The following is a 16,026-nucleotide window of genomic DNA, read 5'->3' as shown; positions in this document are numbered from 1 at the left end:
CGCGAAGCAGACGTGTCGACAGCGGTCGGCAGCTCACGCGGTGCCCGGACCACGTTCCGGGTCATGAGTTCCGCGACCGTGCGGTGGTGCATGGCGCTTCTCCGTTCCGGTGGGCGGTCCGGCCGCTCGGATACGGCACCCCTGCCGGGTCGCATCGGTGACGGCACCACGGTGGGGGAACCGGGGAAACGGGGACGACCCTGCGAGCCGGGCTCGGCCGTCGCGGCTCCCCTCACTCACCGCCCCCTCCGCCGCCCTCCCGGATACGAGCCGCCCAGCGGCGCCTCACCGCGTCCTCGTGCTCGGCCTGTTCCAGGGCGAGTTCGACGCGGGCGAGCGCTGACTCGAGGCGGGGTATCCAGTGCCGTCGCAGGGCTCGGGCGCGTCGGCGGGTACGCGTCAGTTCGGCCTCGAGGATCCTCCGGGCCGCCCGGGCTCCGGCGTACTCGGCTGCCGCTCGGAGTGCTTCGCGGAAGGCGGCCTCCGCGTGGATCAGGGCGGTGTTGGCGGGCGGGGCCGAGGTGGGCGTGCGGTCGGGCACGGAGCAGGTGACCTCGGACGGGTGACGAACCCCCATGGTGACGGTTTCGACGACCGCGATGCTCGCCGGGCCGACCCCGGCGGCCGCGCTGTCGAGCACTGATTCGCCGCCGAGCAGGACTGCTCTCAGCAGCCAGGTGTCCGCTTTCTCCGCGCTGTCGTGCCAATGGCGGGCACCGCTCTCCTCCGCGCGGCGCAGGTGCTCGTGGCGGGCGCGCAGGATGCGCAGCTTCTGTTCGAGGAGGTCGGCGCCCCGGCGGGCGACCGTCAGACGGTGCCGCAGGTGCAGACGCCCGGCACGGGAGGGCGGGATCCGGGGCGGGGCCGTCATGGAGGCGTCCCTTCTTCCCCGGGCATGTCGGACACTTCGTCCCGGTCTTCCGGGGCCTCCCGCGCGCCGTGTTCGTCGAGCAGGGCGGCGGGCAGCATGGAGAGCTGGCCGCGCGGCAGCGTCAACAGCGCCTGCCAGGCGTCCTCCAGCGTCTGCTCCAGAGACCGCGACGCGTCGCTCGGCTGGTTCACGAAACCGCGCAGGAATGCCTCCTCGAAGACCAGATGGCGGCGGTCGGCCGGGCTCAGCGCCGGTCGGCCGACCAGGTCGGCGAGTTCACGGACCTGCCGGGCCCGGGCGAGTGCTGCCAGGATCTGCGCGGCGACGTCGAGGTGGTCGGCGCGGGTGCGGCCCGGTCCGGCCCCCTTGCGCATCAGACGGGACAGTGAGGAGAGGGCGTCCACGGGCGGATACACGCCCAGGGCGTGCGTTTCGCGGGAGAGGACGATCTGTCCCTCGGTGATGTAGCCGGTCAGGTCCGGAACGGGGTGGGTGATGTCACCGGCGGGCATGGTCAGGACGGGCAGGACGGTCACCGAGCCGGGCCGTCCGCGGAGCCGGCCGCAGCGCTCGTAGAGAGAGGCGAGGTCGCTGTAGAGGTAACCGGGGTAGGCACGACGGGCCGGGACCTCGCCGCGCGCCGCCGAGACCTCCCGCAGGGCCTCCGCGTAGCTGGTCATGTCGGTCATGACGACGAGGACGTGCCGCCCGCCGGTGAAGGCGAGGTCCTCGGCGACGGTCAGGGCGAGGCGCGGGGTGAGGATCCGTTCGATGACGGGGTCGTCGGCGGTGTTGAGCAGCAGCACGAGGTCGCCGGTGGCGGAGCGCTCCTCCAGCGCGTCCCGGACGAAGGAGGCGTCCGGGTGGGTGAGTCCCATGCCGGCGAAGACCACGCTGAACGGCTCACCGCCGGCGGTGGCCTGGGCCGCGATCTGGGCCGCCAGTTCCAGATGGGGCAGTCCGGCGGCGGAGAACACCGGGAGCTTCTGCCCGCGCACCAGTGTGGTCAGCGCGTCGACCACGCCGACACCGGTGAGGACCGGCTCGGACGGCGGCTCACGCCGTACGGGATTGAGGGGGTCGCCGCCCACCGGGGCGCTGGTCCGTCCGAAGACCGGAGGCCCTCCGTCGACCGGCTCGCCGCGCCCGTTGCAGACCCGGCCCAGCCAGGCGGGACCGACCGGAATGCGCAGCGGTCCTCCGGTGAAAGCCACGCGGGTGCCTCGCGGGTCCATGCCGGTGGTGTCCTCCAGCACCTGCACCACGGCGAGGTCCCGGTCCACTTCCAGGACGAGTCCGTGCCGCTGTTCGCCGGTCTCCAGCGTGATCCGGGCGAACTCGTCGTAGCCGACGCCTTCGACCCCTTCGAGGACGGCGAGCGGACCGCGCAGTTCACGGACGGACGTGTACTCGACATCGCCCCACAGGGTCACGGCCGGTCGCCTCCGTCCCCGAGGCTCATGTCACCGCACCTCCTGCAGCCGGGTGAGCAGGGCGTCCCGTCGTGCCCGCACGCCCTCGGTGTCGTGCGGGCCGACCTCCTCGCGTGCTCGGAGCACCGGACCGAAGTCCACGTCCTCGAGGACGGCCGCGGGGGTGCCGGAGTCGACGAGTTCCCGGCACCGGTCGACCACCGCGAGCACCGCGTCGACCAGTGCGGCGGTCTTGTCGGCGCCGCAGTGGGCGTCCTCGGCCGACAGGGCGCTCTGCTGGAGGAGGCCCTCGCGGACGAGCCGTCCGGCGAGGACGCCGACACGTTCCCGGTCGGGCAGTGCGGTGATGCCGATCAGATCGACGAGAGCGGCCAGCCGGTCCGCCTCTGCGAGCAGGGCGGCCACGCGTGCGCGCCGCGCGGGCCAGGCCGGGTCGTCCGCCGCCTGCCGGGCGGTGAGGGCCGCCGCGTCGCGGGAGAACGATCCCGACCAGGACAGGGCCGGGTAGTGCCGGGCGTAGGCGAGGTCGCGGTCCAGTGACCACAGGCAGCGCACGAACCGCTCGGTGTGGGCGGTGACCGGTTCGGTCGTGTCACCGCCCGGCGGGGAGACCGCGCCGATCACGGTGATCGAGCCGCGTTCGCCGCCGAGTGTGGTCACGGCTCCCGCACGCTCGTAGAACGCGGCGATCGCCGAGGCCAGCCCTGCCGGATACCCCTCCTCGGCGGGCAGCGCGCCGGTCCGGGAGGCGAACTCTCTCAGCGCCTCGGCCCACCGCGAGGTCGAGTCGGCGATGACCACGACGTCGAGCCCCATGTCCCGGAAGTACTCGGCGACCGTGGTCCCGGTGTGGATACTCGCCTCACGGGCCATCATCGGCATGTTGGAGGTGTTGGCGATGGTCACGGTCCGGTCGGCGAGCCGTCCGCCGGTCCGGGGGTCCTCCAGTTCGGGGAGCTCGGCGATGACGTCCGCCATCTCGTTGCCGCGCTCACCGCAGCCCACGTAGACGATCACGTCGGCGTCGCACCACTTGGCGATCTGCTGCAGCAGCACGGTCTTCCCGGTGCCGAAGCCGCCGGGGACGGCGACCGTGCCACCGCGGGCGACGGGAAAGAGCAGGTCGATCACGCGCTGCCCGGTGCTCAGGGCCTCCGGCTCTCCCCCGCGCTCACGTACGGGCCGCGGACGGCGTACGGGCCAGGTGGCACCGATGCGTACGTCGGTGCCGTCGACCCGGGCCACGACCGCGTCCTGCGGACGGGTTCCCTCCGGCGCGATCCGCTCCACCACGCCCGCGACGCCCGGCGGTACGAGTACCCGCACGCGGACCGGCCCCGTTCCTCGCACCTCCCCCAGCGCCTCGCCCTCCGCGACCCGTGCCCCTTGCTCCACACCGGGGACGAACGGCCAGGCGCGCTCCTCACCGGCGGACCGGTTCGTGCCGGGGGCCAGCCAGTCGCCCGCACCGGAGAGCGGCCGGAGCAAGCCGTCGAAGACGCCTCCGAGCAGCCCGGGACCGAGCTGTGCGGAAAGCGGCCCCGTGCCCGGCCGTGCGAGGTCTCCGGGGGCGAGCCCACCCGTGTACTCGTACACCTGGACGGTGACGACGCCACCGCTGATCGCGACCACCTCGCCGGGCAGCCCCGCCTCGCCGAGGAAGACCAGGTCGTGCATCGCCGTGCCGTCGGTGTACTCCGCCTCGACCAGCGGTCCGGCCACCCGCAGAATCCGCGCGGCGGGGTCGGCGTTCACGGCGTCCACAAGCTCTCCACCTCCGCTCCGAGCCGGTCCAGCGCCCGCGCGGCCAGGGCATCGAGGGTGCAGTCGACCCGCCGGCCTGCGGCGTGGGCGACCAGGCCTCCGCCGGAGTGCACGGCCGTCTCGGCGTCCGGTCCCAGGAGCCGGCGCGCGTGCCGGGTCAGCCGCTCCAGCAGCAGCGGATAGTCGGCCGTGTGCCGCAGCTCCCGGACGTGGGCGGTGGCACGGCGGCCCAGTTCCTCGTACGCCTCCCTGCGGGCGGTCAGTTCACGCGCCCGCGCCGTTCGCCGGGCCCGCGCGCGTGTGACCCGTCCGGCAGCGGCCCCTTGGGCCTCCCCCTCGTGGTGGGCGTCCTCCAGCAGGGCGCGGGCCTCGGCGCGGGCGTGTTCGAGGAGCGCCGTGGCGTCCCGGTCGGCTCGGGCCAGCAGGTCGGCGGCCTCTGCCCGGGCGGCCCGCAGCAGCTCGGCACGGACCGGTTCGAGTGCGCTCTCGACCCGGCCCGGGACGGGTGCCTTCACGGTGGCATCACCGCAGACAGCGGCGCGGTGGCCTCCGACGGCTCCGGGCCGAGCGCGGCGGCCGCCGCCGGGGTGAGGATCACCAGCTCCACGTCCTTGGGAAGGGTCCGCCACGCCGCCCGCACGGCGTCCGGCCCCTCCGCGAGGAGCACGGTGACTCCGGCCAGCGCGAATCCGGCCACCCGCACCTGTTCGCCTAGGGCGGCCACGCGTCCCATGTCAGGCCTTTCCGATCAGGATGATCGCGACGACCAGGCCGTAGATGGCGATGCCCTCGGCGAGGCCGACGATGACCATGGCCCGGCCGAAGAGCTCGGGCCGCTCGCTGAGCGCCGCCAGCGCCGCTGCGCCGGTGTAGGCGACGGCGATCGACGCCCCGATCGAGGCCGCGGCCACCGAGATCGCGGCGCCGATCAGTGCGGCGGAGCCGGATCCGGAGTTCTGTGCCGTCTCGGCTGCGGCGGCGGCTCGTGCGTCCCCGCCGCTGAGGGCCACCATGAGCAGCGCGAGCGCCCCGGCGAACAGGAGGGCGTCGGCGGCCAGGACCAGCCGCAAGGCCGCGCGGGCGGACCGGCGCACCAGCAGCCGGGTGACGAGCCAGACCACCGTGATGACGGGAAGAGCGATGAGCCAGGCGATCACGACATCACCTCCGTGCGTTGAACGGGCACCTTCCAGGGCCGGAAGGGCCGGCCCTGTGTCTCGAAGACCCGGGAGAACAGCTCGTAGAACTCCAGCCGCAGCGCCTGCACACCGGCGACCAGCAGCTCCAGCGCGAAGGTCAGGCCGTTGCCGACGAGGAAGAGCGCCACGGCCCCCACGAGTGCGGCAGGCCCTCCGCCCGCCAGCGCCGTGGTGCCGCGCCACACGACGTCGCCGAGCGCGGCATGGGTGAGCCCGAAGGCGGCCAGCCGCGCGAAGGACAGCAGGTTCGAGCCGATCCGTACGACGGCGTCGAAGAGCTGGACACCGGTCTGGGCGACGCCGCCCGGGCCGCCGGCCGTGGCGGCGTACATTCCGGTTCCGGCCAGAACCAGCCCCGTGATCGCGATGCCCGCCCCGGCGAGGGCGTACCCGGAGCGGCCGAGCCAGACAGCTCCGGCGACCACCACGAGTCCGAGGTAGAGCGCCCCTCCCGCGATGCCGGACACCGCGTGAAGGGCGCCGGACGGCCCGCTCTCTCTCCAGCGGTTCACCGCCCCGGCCCCGTACGCCAGCGCCAGGAGTACGGCGCCGAGCACGACGGCCGCGGCCAGCAGCCGTATCGGCTCGTCCAGCGGGTTCAGCCAGAGCACCGGCAGGACGCCGGTCGGGCCGAAGAACTCGCCGTAGGCCACCCCGGCCAGTGCGCTGGTCAGGCCCGCACCGGCCACGAACGGCCACAGCGGGCGCAGCGACGCCGCCCGGCGCGGGCGGCCGGTGCGCAGCAGGAGCCCGGCCAGGAGCAGCAGCGCGCCGTGTCCGGCGTCGCCGAACATGACGCCGAACATCACCGCGTACACGAGGCCCGCGGGCACTGTGGGATCAAGGTCGGAGTAGGGCACTGTCCCGTAGGTGCGCACCAGCGGCGTGAACGAGCGCCGTATCGCGCTGGTGTCGTCGCGCAGCAGGGTCGGAGGGTCGGCCCCGCGTGGTGCCTTCAACGGCACCAGCGACGCCCCGGCCCCGGCCAAACGCTCGGCGGTCGCGGGCACGTCGACGACGGGGCACCAGCCGGCGAGCGCCCCGACCTCACCGTGCCGCACCACGCCGGAGAGCCGTTCCTCGAGCTGTGCCTCCCCCGCCAGCAGATCGGCTCGGCCCGCGCGCTCCAGGGCGTCGAGGTCGGGGGGACTGGCGCTGACGACGGCTTTCGCGGGCCCGGAGCGCAGGCGCCGCAGACGGTCGGCCGCCTCACCCCTGGCTGCGCCGTCGGAACGGTCGAGCTCCACACAACCCGCCTCTGCGACGCGCACCAGGGCCTCCCGCACAGCGTGCAGAGGGGCGACGACCGCCACCCGCTGCATGCGGACAGGGCCCATGGCATCAGGACGGAGCATCGGGCGCCTCCGGCGATCCGCCGCCCCGCGCGGCCAGCTCCAATGCCCCGCGTGCCCTCCAGGCGTCCGTGGACAGCACCGCGACCGCGCCCACCACCGGCCCGGAGCCGGGGCGAGATGCGCGCAGCAGCTCGGAGCCGTCCCGAGCGAGCCGTTCCCACCACCGGGTCTCCGCCCGCCACAGGTCCTCAGCGGCGTCGAGCCCGTCCAGTGCCCAGCGCGCGGGCTCCGGCAGCCGCCGCTGGAAGCCGGCGAACGAGGAAGCCGCAACCGCCGCCCGCCCGAGCAGCCGGGTGGCCGTCCGGGCAGAGGGTCCGGTCAGCGGGCGGCCGACGAGGAACACCTCGCGCGCGATCAGCAGAGCGAGCCGTCCCGCTGCCCAACGGGCGGCCTCGGGTACGGAGTCAGCGGTACGCACCGCGGCGGAGACCCGCATCCCGGTGGCTACCGCGGCCGACGTGTCGGCGCCGGGGTCGCCCCAGACGGAGGTGGCCAGTTCGGCCCTGAGCGCGTCCGGCGCTCCGGTCCGGGCCAGCCGGGGCCACGCTGTCGCCAGCGCGCCGAGGACGTAGGGCAGGTGGGACCGCGCGGGAACCGCTCCGGACATGCTGCGGAGATGCTCCTCGGTGTTGGAGATCTCGAACCCTGCCGCCAGCACTCGGATCACCGCCGCGCCGCCGCGTGGCTGCCAGCCCGCGAGGACACGCAGGTGCCACAGCAGTGTTGCCGCGACTGCCTGCTGGGCCTCGGCGAGCGACATCCCGGGAGCGAGGTCGCGCCGGTAGGCCGTGCCTCCCAGGTAGCGCAGCGCGGCGTCGAGCGTCGGGGCGGAGGCCACCTCCCGGAGTCCGGTCGCGCCGAGGCATCGCGACCGCATGGTCCGGGCCCGCGTGGTCCCGGCCACCCATCCGGCACTCACGTCGGGCCCCTTTCCCCGGGCTGCCCGTCCCGGGTGAGTATCGGAGAGGGGACGTCTTCCCCGGTGCCGAGTTCCTCGATGACGAGTGCGGCCACGCGGTTCACAAGAGCGGGTGTGCGTGCCGCAGCCCGCCGGCGTACGCGTGCCGCCTCCTGCTCGGCGTCGCTCAAAAGCACGGCCGCCTCGGCCTCGGCGGAGCGGTGTGCCCGGACGGCGGCCTCCGCCCGCACCTCGTGGGCGCGAGCACGTGCCTGCTCCACGATCTCCTCGGCCTGCCGCGCGGCCTCGGCCCGCACTCTCGCAGCGTCCCGGGCGGCCCGCTCACGCACGGCCCGCGCCTCGGCCTCCGCCTGCTCCAGTAGCACCAACGGCGACTGCAGTTCGGCGGCGGCCTCTGCTGAACGATCCGCGGGCACACCCCCGGGTGCCGCACGGCCAGGCGGCACCCGACGGCGAAAACGCGTCAGGAAATCCCGGAATCCCGCCATGGGCTCCCCTCACGTCCGGCCCTGTTCCAAGTTTCCGCTCTCATGTCGGCGCTGTCGCGCTGTGTGGGTCGCTGCAGGGCACAGGGCATGAGCCCGGGATCAATGTGACACGGGCCGCGTGGAAGACCGACTGCTCCGTCGGGAGGTTGCGGTGAGTGACCACGAACGTCGAGCCGCCGCGCGAGAAGCCCGTCACGCCGTTCCGCGCCGCTCCTGGACACCGGAGGAAGAGCACCGCCAGGATCTGCTGCGACGCTGTCCCGGTGCTCTCGCCTCCGTCTCGGCGTCGGAGGCGAGAGCGAGGGCGTCTCCGGCAGCACCGACCCCGGCCCCCACTCAGCCACAGAACCGCGACCGGGCACCGCAGGCACCACGTGTGCGCGACGTCATGGCCGTCCCGACCGTCCCGGTCACCGGCGACACACCGTTTCCGGACGTCGCCCGCACCCTCTCCCGCGAACACCTGGGCTCAGTACCCGTGGTGGACAGCGAGGGCCAGGTGACCGGTGTCGTCTCCGGGGCCGACCTGCTGCCCGAGGCCGGAGTTCCGTGACAGCGGCCAGGTCCTCCTCGAGCAGCGTCGGCCACCTCCTCCACGCGCTCCGCGGGTTCGGAACCTTCTACAACGAGCATCGCCCGCACCGAGCCCTGGGCCGAGCCGCGCCGCTCCGACCGCTCCCCCACCCGATCAACGAACCGGAGAAGACCAGGCACCTGGGGTCCGCCGCCGCTCCGGTGGCCGGGGCGCCCCGATGGCCGGAGCGCTCCCGCGGCCTGGACAGCCGGATCGCGGGGCCTGGGCGCGTCTTCCGGGCGGCCCGGTGCGGGGCCGCCCGGGATGTCATACGTCCGTGACGCGGAGCCCGGCGTGTGCCTTGTAGCGGCGGTTGACGGAGATCAGGTTGGCGACCAGCGCCTCCACCTGGTGGGCGCCTCGCAGCCGCCCGGCGAAGACGCCCCGCATGCCCGGGATCCGCCCGGCCAGCGCCTGCACGATCTCCACGTCGGCGCGGACCTCGCCGAGCACCATCACATCGGTGTCGATCCGGTCGATCTCCGGGTCCTGGAGCAGTACCGCGGACAGGTGGTGGAAGGCCGCGGTGACCCGGGAGTCCGGCAGCAGGGCCGCGGCCTGCTCGGCGGCGCTGCCCTCCTCGGGCTTGAGCGCGTAGGCGCCCTGCTTGTCGAAGCCGAGCGGGTTGACGCAGTCCACGACGAGCTTGCCGGCCAGTTCCCCGCGCAGGGACTCCAGGGTCGTGCCGTGGCCGTCCCACGGCACGGCGACGATCACGATGTCGCTGCGGCGGGCGGTCTCGGCGTTGTCGGCGCCCTCGACGCCGTACCCGAGTTCCTCGGCGGCCGCCCGCGCGCGCTCGGCGGCGCGCGAGCCGATGATCACCTTCTGGCCGGCCTGGGCGAGCCGGTACGCGAGGCCCTTGCCCTGCGGTCCGGTGCCGCCGAGCACACCGACCACGAGCCCGGAGACGTCGGGCAGGTCCCAGGGGTCCTTGGCCGGGGCCTTCGCGGGGGCGGGGGGAGTTGCGTCTGGTGTGCTCACGTTGTGTTCCTCCTTGTGAGGGGCAGGGGCGGACAGCACGGTCGTCCGGGCTGTCCCCGGGGATCCGGGGGAGGGACGGGGCGGCACGCGTGCCGCCCCGCCCATGCTCATGGCGCGGTCCGGGACGACGCCTTCCTCGCGTGTGCCTGGATCTCCGGGGGCCAGGACCTGCCCAGCGACAGGCCGCCGTCGACGACGTTTTCCTGTCCGGTGAGGGAACTCGACGCGTCGGAGGCGAGGAAGGCCGCCACGGCGGCCAGGTCCTGCGGCTCGCCGCTGCGGGGAACCGGCTGGAAGTCGCGCAGGCTCTCCCGTACCCGTTCGACGCTGTCGTCCAGGGCGGATCCCGTGAGGCCGGCGCCGTGGCCGACGATGCGGGTGGCCACGCCGCCGGGCGTCATCACGTTCACCCGGATTCCGTGAGGGGCGAGTTCCACCGCGCTGCTGCGGGTCAGCTGGACAACGGCGGCCTCGGCCGCGCCGTAAGGGTGGGGGCCGTAACCGGCCCTCAGGCCGGCGACGCTGCCGGTGTTCACCATGCTGCCACCGCCGTGGTCGCGCATGACCCGGGACGCGTGCTTGATGCCGAGGAAGACACTGCGGCACAGCAGCCGGAAGGCTTCGTCCCACTCGTCGGCCGGGATGTCCTCGGCGAAGCGCCGGGACCCCACCCGGCCGGCGTTGTTGACCAGGCAGTCCAGGCGTCCCGGGTGGCAGCCGTGTCCGTCACCGCCGCGGCGATGTCCTCCTCGCGGGTGACGTCGACGCGGCGGAACACCGCCGTATCACCGAGCTCCTCGGCCAGGCCGCGGCCCCGTTCCTCATCGACATCGGCCACCACCACGAAGGCACCCGCGTCGACGAAGTGGCGGCAGACGCCCGCCCCGATTCCGCTGGCGCCTCCGGTGACCAGGGCGACCTTCCCCTGCAGTGAGTGCACGTGGGGACCTCTCTCCTCGCCTCGCGTGGCCTGCCCGGGATGTCGGGTTCCTCCGGGGACGAGGCTCCTGGCGGGCCGTTCCTCCCGGGTGTTCGCCTGCCGTCCCGGCGTCTTCACTCCTGCGCGCTCCGGTGCAGCGCGGCCACCAGGGCGGGCACCTCGGCCAACGCGCGCAGGGCGTCGTTGAGGTGCGTGCACCCGTCGGTGCCGCGCAGCACCCTGGGCACGGTGGTGCGCAGGTCCGCCAGGGGTGTCCCGAGCAGACGGTCCAGGTTGAGCACGGCCAGGGGGCACTCGTCGTAGGGCAGGATGCGCGGCTCGGCCCGCAGGGTGAGGAGGGCGCCGGTGCGTGCGTGGGCCGTGGCGTGCAGCCGGTATTCGTGCACAGCCCTCCTGCCGCCCTCGGGCACCGTCGCGCTGTCCTGGAACATCGCGTCCACGCCGATGACCTCGCCCGGTGTGACGTCGATGCGCCGGGCCCGGCGCATCGACGGTTCGGTGGGTGCGGCCAGTTCGTGCCAGCCCGCCGGGTCGTCGGGGTGCGGCAGCGGTACGACCCGGCGTGTCCGGTCGCCGCCTTTCCGGACGTGGTCGGGGCTCAGGGCGCTGGATCCGGGCATGAATCCCGTGCAGACGCCTTCCTGCGGGCGCGCCGCGGCCCGGTGTGTGCCGGGCCCGGCAGACGGCCACCGGGTCGCGGCGAAGTCCGCGATCAGTGATACCGCGGCGAGATCGTCCAGCATGAGGTACAGCGGGGTCCCGGTGTCCCGTTCCCGCGGCAGGGCCTGCGCCAGCCGGGTGCGGAATCCGCCGCCGCAGCGGGCGCCGGTGAGGAGGGTCAGTTCGCTCCTGGCCGGGGTCGACTCGATCTCCTCGATCACCCGGCTCGCCGGTGTGAATCGGACGCGCAGCCGGTCCTCGGCGACGACGAGCGGGGGCCTTCCGTCGGCCGGGGTGTAGAGGTCGCGGGCCCGCCCGTCGATGTGGAGCCCGGTGCCGAATCCTCCGGGCCACCGCGTGTCGAGCGTCGAAGTACGGCGCACGCTGCCCGGGGGGCGGACCGGTGACGGCCCGAGCGGGCCGGCGGGCTGCGGTGCCGGAGGGTCTTCGGTGGTCATCGGGTGCCTCTTCGTCGATGGGGGTCTCACGCTCTTCACGCCGGCTTCCCCAGGGGAGGCAGGTGTGAGCCGGTGCCGTCCTTCCCGTGGGGCGGCCCGCTGCCCGCGTTCGCCCGGAATCTCGCCGCCGTGCGGGGGGGTCCGCTCCGTGCCGGCTGCTTTCCCCGGTCGGCGGGGAAAGCCGGGGGAGGCGGTCCGGGCTGCGGCCGCCGGTCCGGGTCAGGCGTGGCCGTCCCCCCACTTGCTCTCGGCGATGCCGGTCAGCCGTCGGTGGTCGAGCTTTCCGTTGTCCGCGCGTTCCAGCGAGTCGACGTAGGCCATGTGCTTGGGCACTTTGTAGCCCGCCAGGTGCGCGCGGGCGTGGGTGTGGAGTTCCTCCTCCGACGGCGGCCGCTCCCCCGCCCGGAGAAGGGCGACGGCCTTCCTGCCGAGGCGTTCGTCGGAGACGCCGAGGACCGCGGCGTCCGCGATGCCCGGGTGCTGCTTCAGGACCTCTTCGACCTCTTCGGCGAACACCTTCTCCCCTCCGGTGTTGATGCAGCTGGAGCCACGGCCGAGGAGCTGGATCCGCCCGTCGGCGTCGAGTTGGGCCAGGTCGCCGGGAACGGACCAGCGGCGGCCCGCGGCCTCGACGAAGACCTGGGCGGACTTCTCCGGGTCGTTGAGGTAGCCCACCGGGATCCAGCCGGTGACCGCGAGGCGACCGACCTTGCCGTCGCCGGGTTCGGCGAGGGTTCCGTCGTCGAGCAGCACGGCGGCCCGGTCGGAGGGCACGAACGAGCCGGTGTCGGCCACGTCCCCGCGCACGGACACCGTCGAGGCGACGGCGGAGGCCTCGGAGGAGCCGAGTCCGTCCAGCAGGCGCGCCGCCGGCATGTGGTTCAGGAGCCCTTCCTTGACCGGGCGGCTCCACATCACGCCGGAGGAGAACACGGCGCGCAGGCCGTCGAGGCGCCACCGTCCGGGGTTCTCGTCGAGGGCGGCGAGCATCGGCCGGGCGAAGGCGTCGCCGACGATCGCGAGGGACTGGACCCGTTCGCCGTCCATGACGTCGAGGAGCTGTTCGGCGTCGAAGCGCGCCCCCGGGGTCATGACGAGGGTGCCGGCCCCGCTGAGTGCCGAGATGGCGTAGAAGAGTCCGGCGCCGTGCATGAGCGGGCTCGCCACCAGGGAGCGGATCTCCCGGGTGAGTCCGGCCAGGTGCGCCTCGACGGCCTCGCGGTCGCCGTGGTCGGGCAGCGGTCGGGGGTTCTGCGCGTTGAGCAGGGAGAGGATGTCGCCCTGGCGCCACATCACGCCCTTGGGGTGTCCGGTGGTGCCGCCGGTGTAGATGAGGATCAGGGAGTCTTCGCGTCCGCCGCCGTGCGGCCGCGGGGGGTGCGCGTCCAGTTCGCGGGCGTAGGAGGGGGCCCAGTCGGTGCCCTCGCCGACCTCGAGCCAGAGCCGCACGCCGGGCAGGCGGTGGCGCACCCGGTCGACCCGCTCGCGGAACTCGGCGTCGAAGACGACCGCCTTGACGTCGGCGTCGGCCCAGATCTGCACCAGTTCGTCTTCGACGTAGCGGTAGTTGGTGTTCATCGGGGCGAGGCCCGACTTGCCGGCGGCGAAGAAGGTCTCCAGGTACTCGGGACCGTTGCGCATGTACTCGGCCACGACGTCGCCCGCGGTGAGGCCCGCGGATTCCAGCACCGTGGCGAGCCGGGCCGCGCGGTCGTCGAAGTGCGCCCAAGTGCCTCGTCGTCGCCCGTGAACGAACGCCGTGCGCTCGGGGTGCACACGGGCCACGGCCTCGAAGACACTCGCGAAGTCCCAGCCTGCCATGTCAGCCCTTTCGCGTCATGCCGCCGCCCGGAGCGGTGGCCGTCGTCCCATCCGAAAAATATCCTACAGACGTTAGATAATAACCTCAAGGCTTTAGGTTAAGGGGAAGGTTCTTCACGGTCGGCGAGACCCGGCGGGGCAGGGGTGACCGACACCGGGACGGCCGTCAGGGTCGGCATGTGGTTGACCGCCTGGGCGCCGTGGTGCAGGGAGGTGAGCCGGTTGTGACGTTGCTGCCCGTCGTCCGCGGGTCCCCGCCCGTCTCCAGGCCTCCCCAGCCGTGGGTCATCGACAGGACCCCCGGTCGCATGCTCGGGTCCTCGTGCGCCACGGCCTCGAGCGTTCCGTGCGGCGAGCGGATCGTCACCGCGGCGCCGTGCGTGATGCCCAGGTGCGCCATGTCCTGCGGGTGCAGGTGGGCCGGGTTGTACGACTGCGGGGGCAGACCGGCGACCGCCGACCCTAGGGAGTTGACCACCTCCCTCATCCGCCGCACGACCAGCCGCAGCGGGAACTCCTCGGCGTCCTCGCCGCCCGCCGCCCCACCCTCGCCCGCCCCGCCCTCGGCCCCCGCGGACCGGGCCCCCACGGGTACCGTCGCGGCGACGGGCGCCAGCGCGGCGGCGAGTTCCGCGGCCACGTCGGCGGGCAGCAGGGTCAGGCGGTGCCCGGCCCGCTCCTCGCGGGCCGGGCCCACCGTGGTGCCGGGGTGCCCGGCGAGCAGGCCGTGCGGGTGGGTGCGCACCTCGTCCAGCGGGATCCGGCCGCGGGAGGCGACCAGGTCGAGGAGCTCCTCCGAGGAGGGCGGTCGGGAGGTGTCCAGGTCCCGGCCCGCGAACCGCAGGGGCCCTCCCGTCTCGGCCGCGAGCCGGAAGAAGACCCGCCAGTCCTCGACCACGCCCCGGGGCGGGGCGACCACGGCGGGCGTGTACTGGGCGAACGGGCGGGGGAAGAAGGTCTCCATCAGCCCGGTGTGGTCGGCCCGTTCGTACAGCATCGTGGGGGCGATGACGTAGTCGGCGAGGCGCGCGGTCTGCGACATCCGGGTGTCGATCGACACCAGCAGGTCGAGGCTCTCCAGCGCGCGCCGCGCGGTGTCCTGGTCGGGCAGGGCGAGCAGGGGGTTGCCGCCCGAGACCACCAGCGCCCTGATCCGGTCGGGTCCGGGCCGCAGGATCTCGTCGGGCAGCAGGGCCGCCGGCAGTTCGCCGCGCAGCAGGCCGTGTCCGCCCACCCGGCTGCGAAATCCCCGTTCCCACTCGCGGTCCGCGGGGACCACCTCCGCGCGGGCCGGCCCCTCGCCCATCAGGACGCCGCGCCCCGGCACGGGTTCGCCCTCGCGCAGATAGCGTCCGCAGACGACGTTGAGGCAGGCGGCCAGGTGTTCGGCGATGCTGGAGCGCGGCCCCATGCAGACGCCGGTCCCGGTGCTCACCATGCCCCGCTCGGCCGCGGCGAACATCCGGGCCGCCCGCACCAGCTCCTCGACCGGCACGTCGCAGACGCGGGCGACCCTGTCGGGGGTGGCCTCGGCGACCGCCGCCCGCAGGTCGTCCAGTCCCTCCACGTGGCGGTCGCAGAAGTCCCGGTCGTGCAGCCCCTCCCCCAGGATCACCTGCAGCAGCCCCGCGAACAGCAGCGCGTCGTGTCCGGGGCGGGGTCGCAGGTGCAGGTCGGCGCGTGCCGCGGTCTCGGTGCGGCGCGGGTCGACGACGATCAGCCGCATCCCGCGGTCCCGGGCGGCCTTGAGGTTGGCCGACGGATTGGTGACCAGCGCGCCGTCCCCGTCGCCCCCGTTGACGGAGACCAGCGGGTTCGTGCCCGCCAGCAGCCACACGTCGGCCTCGTCGAGCGACTGGGGGCCGCCCGCGTACACCCCCATGCGCGACTTCACCAGCCACTTCGCCGACTGGTCGAGGGTCATGGTGGAGAAGAGCTTGCGGGAGCCCAGGCCGCGGAACCAGGCGCGCGCCATGAAGGGGGTGAGGGTGGCGAAGTGGTGCTGGGTGCCGATGAACAGGCCCACCGCGTCCGGCCCGTGCTCCTCGACGATCCCGGTGAGCCGGGCGGCCACCTCCACCATCGCGGTGTCGGCGTCGACCGGTTCGTGCTCGCCCGCGGCCGTCCGCCGCCGGGAGGAGGTCAACCGGTCGGGGCCGTGCAGGAGGTCGGCGGCCCTGCGCCCCTTCGGGCAGGTGAAGCCGCGGGAGATCGGGTGCTGCCGGTCGCCCAGCACGCGCAGCACGCGGGTGCCGTCGGTCTCCACCTCGACCCCGCAACTGGCCGGGCACAACCGGCAGTACGACGTCCTCCGGGTCACGGTGTCGCCCTCGGCGGGGCGTGCCCGCCGGGCCGCGTCCGGGGACGGGGGACGCGGGTCGGGGTCGGTCGGGTCGTGCGCGGCCGATTCGTGCGCGGGCCGGGAAGTCGTCATCCGACGGTCCTTTCTGCCGCGGACGTCCGGCGCGGCCGCACCGCGGACCGCGCCGACGTCTCACGAGGGATCCGAACCGCCCGGCCCACGAACGGGCAGGGCACCGCCCGGGGCGAGGGCCCCGGG

The 16,026-nt window shown here is 74.1% G+C and carries 15 protein-coding genes and 1 pseudogene; 1 reads left to right on the top strand and 15 read right to left on the bottom strand.

The window, feature by feature from the left end; genetic code table 11:
- Positions 1-232 precede the first annotated feature (232 nt).
- Genes ACTWJ9_RS30455 through ACTWJ9_RS30415 form a run of 9 tightly spaced genes read right to left on the bottom strand, consistent with a single transcriptional unit; the run spans position 233 to position 7,957 of the window.
- Positions 233-871, bottom strand: coding sequence for a V-type ATP synthase subunit D (locus ACTWJ9_RS30455; RefSeq protein WP_443294985.1), 639 nt, complete (start codon positions 869-871; stop codon positions 233-235).
- Positions 868-2,304, bottom strand: a complete 1,437-nt coding sequence (locus ACTWJ9_RS30450; RefSeq protein ID WP_443294984.1) for a V-type ATP synthase subunit B — start codon at positions 2,302-2,304, stop codon at positions 868-870. The genes ACTWJ9_RS30455 and ACTWJ9_RS30450 overlap by 4 nt, the downstream gene beginning before the upstream one ends.
- A gap of 30 nt (positions 2,305-2,334) precedes the next feature.
- Positions 2,335-4,068 carry a V-type ATP synthase subunit A gene (locus ACTWJ9_RS30445; protein WP_387037705.1) on the bottom strand — a complete coding sequence of 578 codons (1,734 nt, stop codon included), beginning with the start codon at positions 4,066-4,068 and terminating at the stop codon, positions 2,335-2,337.
- Positions 4,056-4,583: a hypothetical protein gene (locus ACTWJ9_RS30440; protein ID WP_387037703.1), complete on the bottom strand. Its 528-nt coding sequence runs from the start codon at positions 4,581-4,583 to the stop codon at positions 4,056-4,058. The genes ACTWJ9_RS30445 and ACTWJ9_RS30440 overlap by 13 nt, the downstream gene beginning before the upstream one ends.
- Positions 4,580-4,801, bottom strand: coding sequence for a hypothetical protein (locus tag ACTWJ9_RS30435; RefSeq protein ID WP_279337494.1), 222 nt, complete (start codon positions 4,799-4,801; stop codon positions 4,580-4,582). Before ACTWJ9_RS30435 ends, ACTWJ9_RS30440 begins: the two co-directional genes overlap by 4 nt.
- Position 4,802: 1 nt before the next feature.
- A complete protein-coding gene (locus tag ACTWJ9_RS30430) occupies positions 4,803-5,225 on the bottom strand; it encodes an ATP synthase subunit C (RefSeq protein WP_279337493.1) in 423 nt (140 codons plus the stop codon).
- The gene (locus tag ACTWJ9_RS30425) at positions 5,222-6,622 is read right to left on the bottom strand and encodes a V-type ATPase 116kDa subunit family protein (protein WP_443294983.1); all 1,401 of its coding nucleotides are present in this window, start codon (positions 6,620-6,622) and stop codon (positions 5,222-5,224) included. The genes ACTWJ9_RS30430 and ACTWJ9_RS30425 overlap by 4 nt, the downstream gene beginning before the upstream one ends.
- Positions 6,609-7,541 carry a hypothetical protein gene (locus ACTWJ9_RS30420; protein ID WP_279337491.1) on the bottom strand — a complete coding sequence of 311 codons (933 nt, stop codon included), beginning with the start codon at positions 7,539-7,541 and terminating at the stop codon, positions 6,609-6,611. The genes ACTWJ9_RS30425 and ACTWJ9_RS30420 overlap by 14 nt, the downstream gene beginning before the upstream one ends.
- Positions 7,538-7,957, bottom strand: a complete 420-nt coding sequence (locus ACTWJ9_RS30415; RefSeq protein WP_279337489.1) for a hypothetical protein — start codon at positions 7,955-7,957, stop codon at positions 7,538-7,540. The genes ACTWJ9_RS30420 and ACTWJ9_RS30415 overlap by 4 nt, the downstream gene beginning before the upstream one ends.
- Before the next feature lie 448 nt (positions 7,958-8,405).
- Between ACTWJ9_RS30415 and ACTWJ9_RS30410 the strand changes: the two genes are divergently transcribed.
- On the top strand, positions 8,406-8,582 hold the full coding sequence (locus ACTWJ9_RS30410; protein WP_279337488.1) for a CBS domain-containing protein: 177 nt from the start codon (positions 8,406-8,408) through the stop codon (positions 8,580-8,582).
- A gap of 288 nt (positions 8,583-8,870) precedes the next feature.
- On the opposite strand, the gene npdG is transcribed toward ACTWJ9_RS30410, so the two are convergent.
- From npdG to ACTWJ9_RS30380, 6 genes and pseudogenes are all read right to left on the bottom strand, one after another.
- Positions 8,871-9,587 (bottom strand): NADPH-dependent F420 reductase, encoded by a 717-nt coding sequence (npdG, locus tag ACTWJ9_RS30405; protein WP_388708867.1) that lies wholly within the window; start codon positions 9,585-9,587, stop codon positions 8,871-8,873.
- 107 nt (positions 9,588-9,694) lie between these two features.
- Complete coding sequence (locus ACTWJ9_RS30400; protein ID WP_279338147.1) at positions 9,695-10,288, bottom strand: SDR family oxidoreductase; 594 nt, start codon at positions 10,286-10,288, stop codon at positions 9,695-9,697.
- Positions 10,289-10,311: 23 nt separating this feature from the next.
- Positions 10,312-10,527, bottom strand: a pseudogene (locus tag ACTWJ9_RS30395) (SDR family NAD(P)-dependent oxidoreductase); the annotation flags it as partial.
- 113 nt (positions 10,528-10,640) lie between these two features.
- Positions 10,641-11,645, bottom strand: coding sequence for a DUF2889 domain-containing protein (locus tag ACTWJ9_RS30390; protein ID WP_388708870.1), 1,005 nt, complete (start codon positions 11,643-11,645; stop codon positions 10,641-10,643).
- 219 nt (positions 11,646-11,864) lie between these two features.
- On the bottom strand, positions 11,865-13,466 hold the full coding sequence (locus ACTWJ9_RS30385; protein ID WP_388708873.1) for an AMP-binding protein: 1,602 nt from the start codon (positions 13,464-13,466) through the stop codon (positions 11,865-11,867).
- 166 nt (positions 13,467-13,632) lie between these two features.
- Complete coding sequence (locus ACTWJ9_RS30380) at positions 13,633-15,900, bottom strand: molybdopterin-containing oxidoreductase family protein (protein WP_443294982.1); 2,268 nt, start codon at positions 15,898-15,900, stop codon at positions 13,633-13,635.
- Between the last annotated feature and the right edge of the window lie 126 nt (positions 15,901-16,026).

Source organism: Streptomyces sp. GDS52 (genome assembly GCF_052246875.1).
Lineage (GTDB): Bacteria > Actinomycetota > Actinomycetes > Streptomycetales > Streptomycetaceae > Streptomyces > Streptomyces cathayae.
This window is presented reverse-complemented; position numbering and strand designations above follow the sequence as displayed.

Coding starts and splice junctions, on each gene's coding strand:
- ACTWJ9_RS30380 (WP_443294982.1), bottom strand. CDS start 15,900: ATGACGACTTCCCGGCCCGCGCACGAATCGGCCGCGCACGACCCGACC.
- ACTWJ9_RS30385 (WP_388708873.1), bottom strand. CDS start 13,466: ATGGCAGGCTGGGACTTCGCGAGTGTCTTCGAGGCCGTGGCCCGTGTG.
- ACTWJ9_RS30435 (WP_279337494.1), bottom strand. CDS start 4,801: ATGGGACGCGTGGCCGCCCTAGGCGAACAGGTGCGGGTGGCCGGATTC.
- ACTWJ9_RS30390 (WP_388708870.1), bottom strand. CDS start 11,645: ATGACCACCGAAGACCCTCCGGCACCGCAGCCCGCCGGCCCGCTCGGG.
- ACTWJ9_RS30425 (WP_443294983.1), bottom strand. CDS start 6,622: ATGCTCCGTCCTGATGCCATGGGCCCTGTCCGCATGCAGCGGGTGGCG.
- ACTWJ9_RS30455 (WP_443294985.1), bottom strand. CDS start 871: ATGACGGCCCCGCCCCGGATCCCGCCCTCCCGTGCCGGGCGTCTGCAC.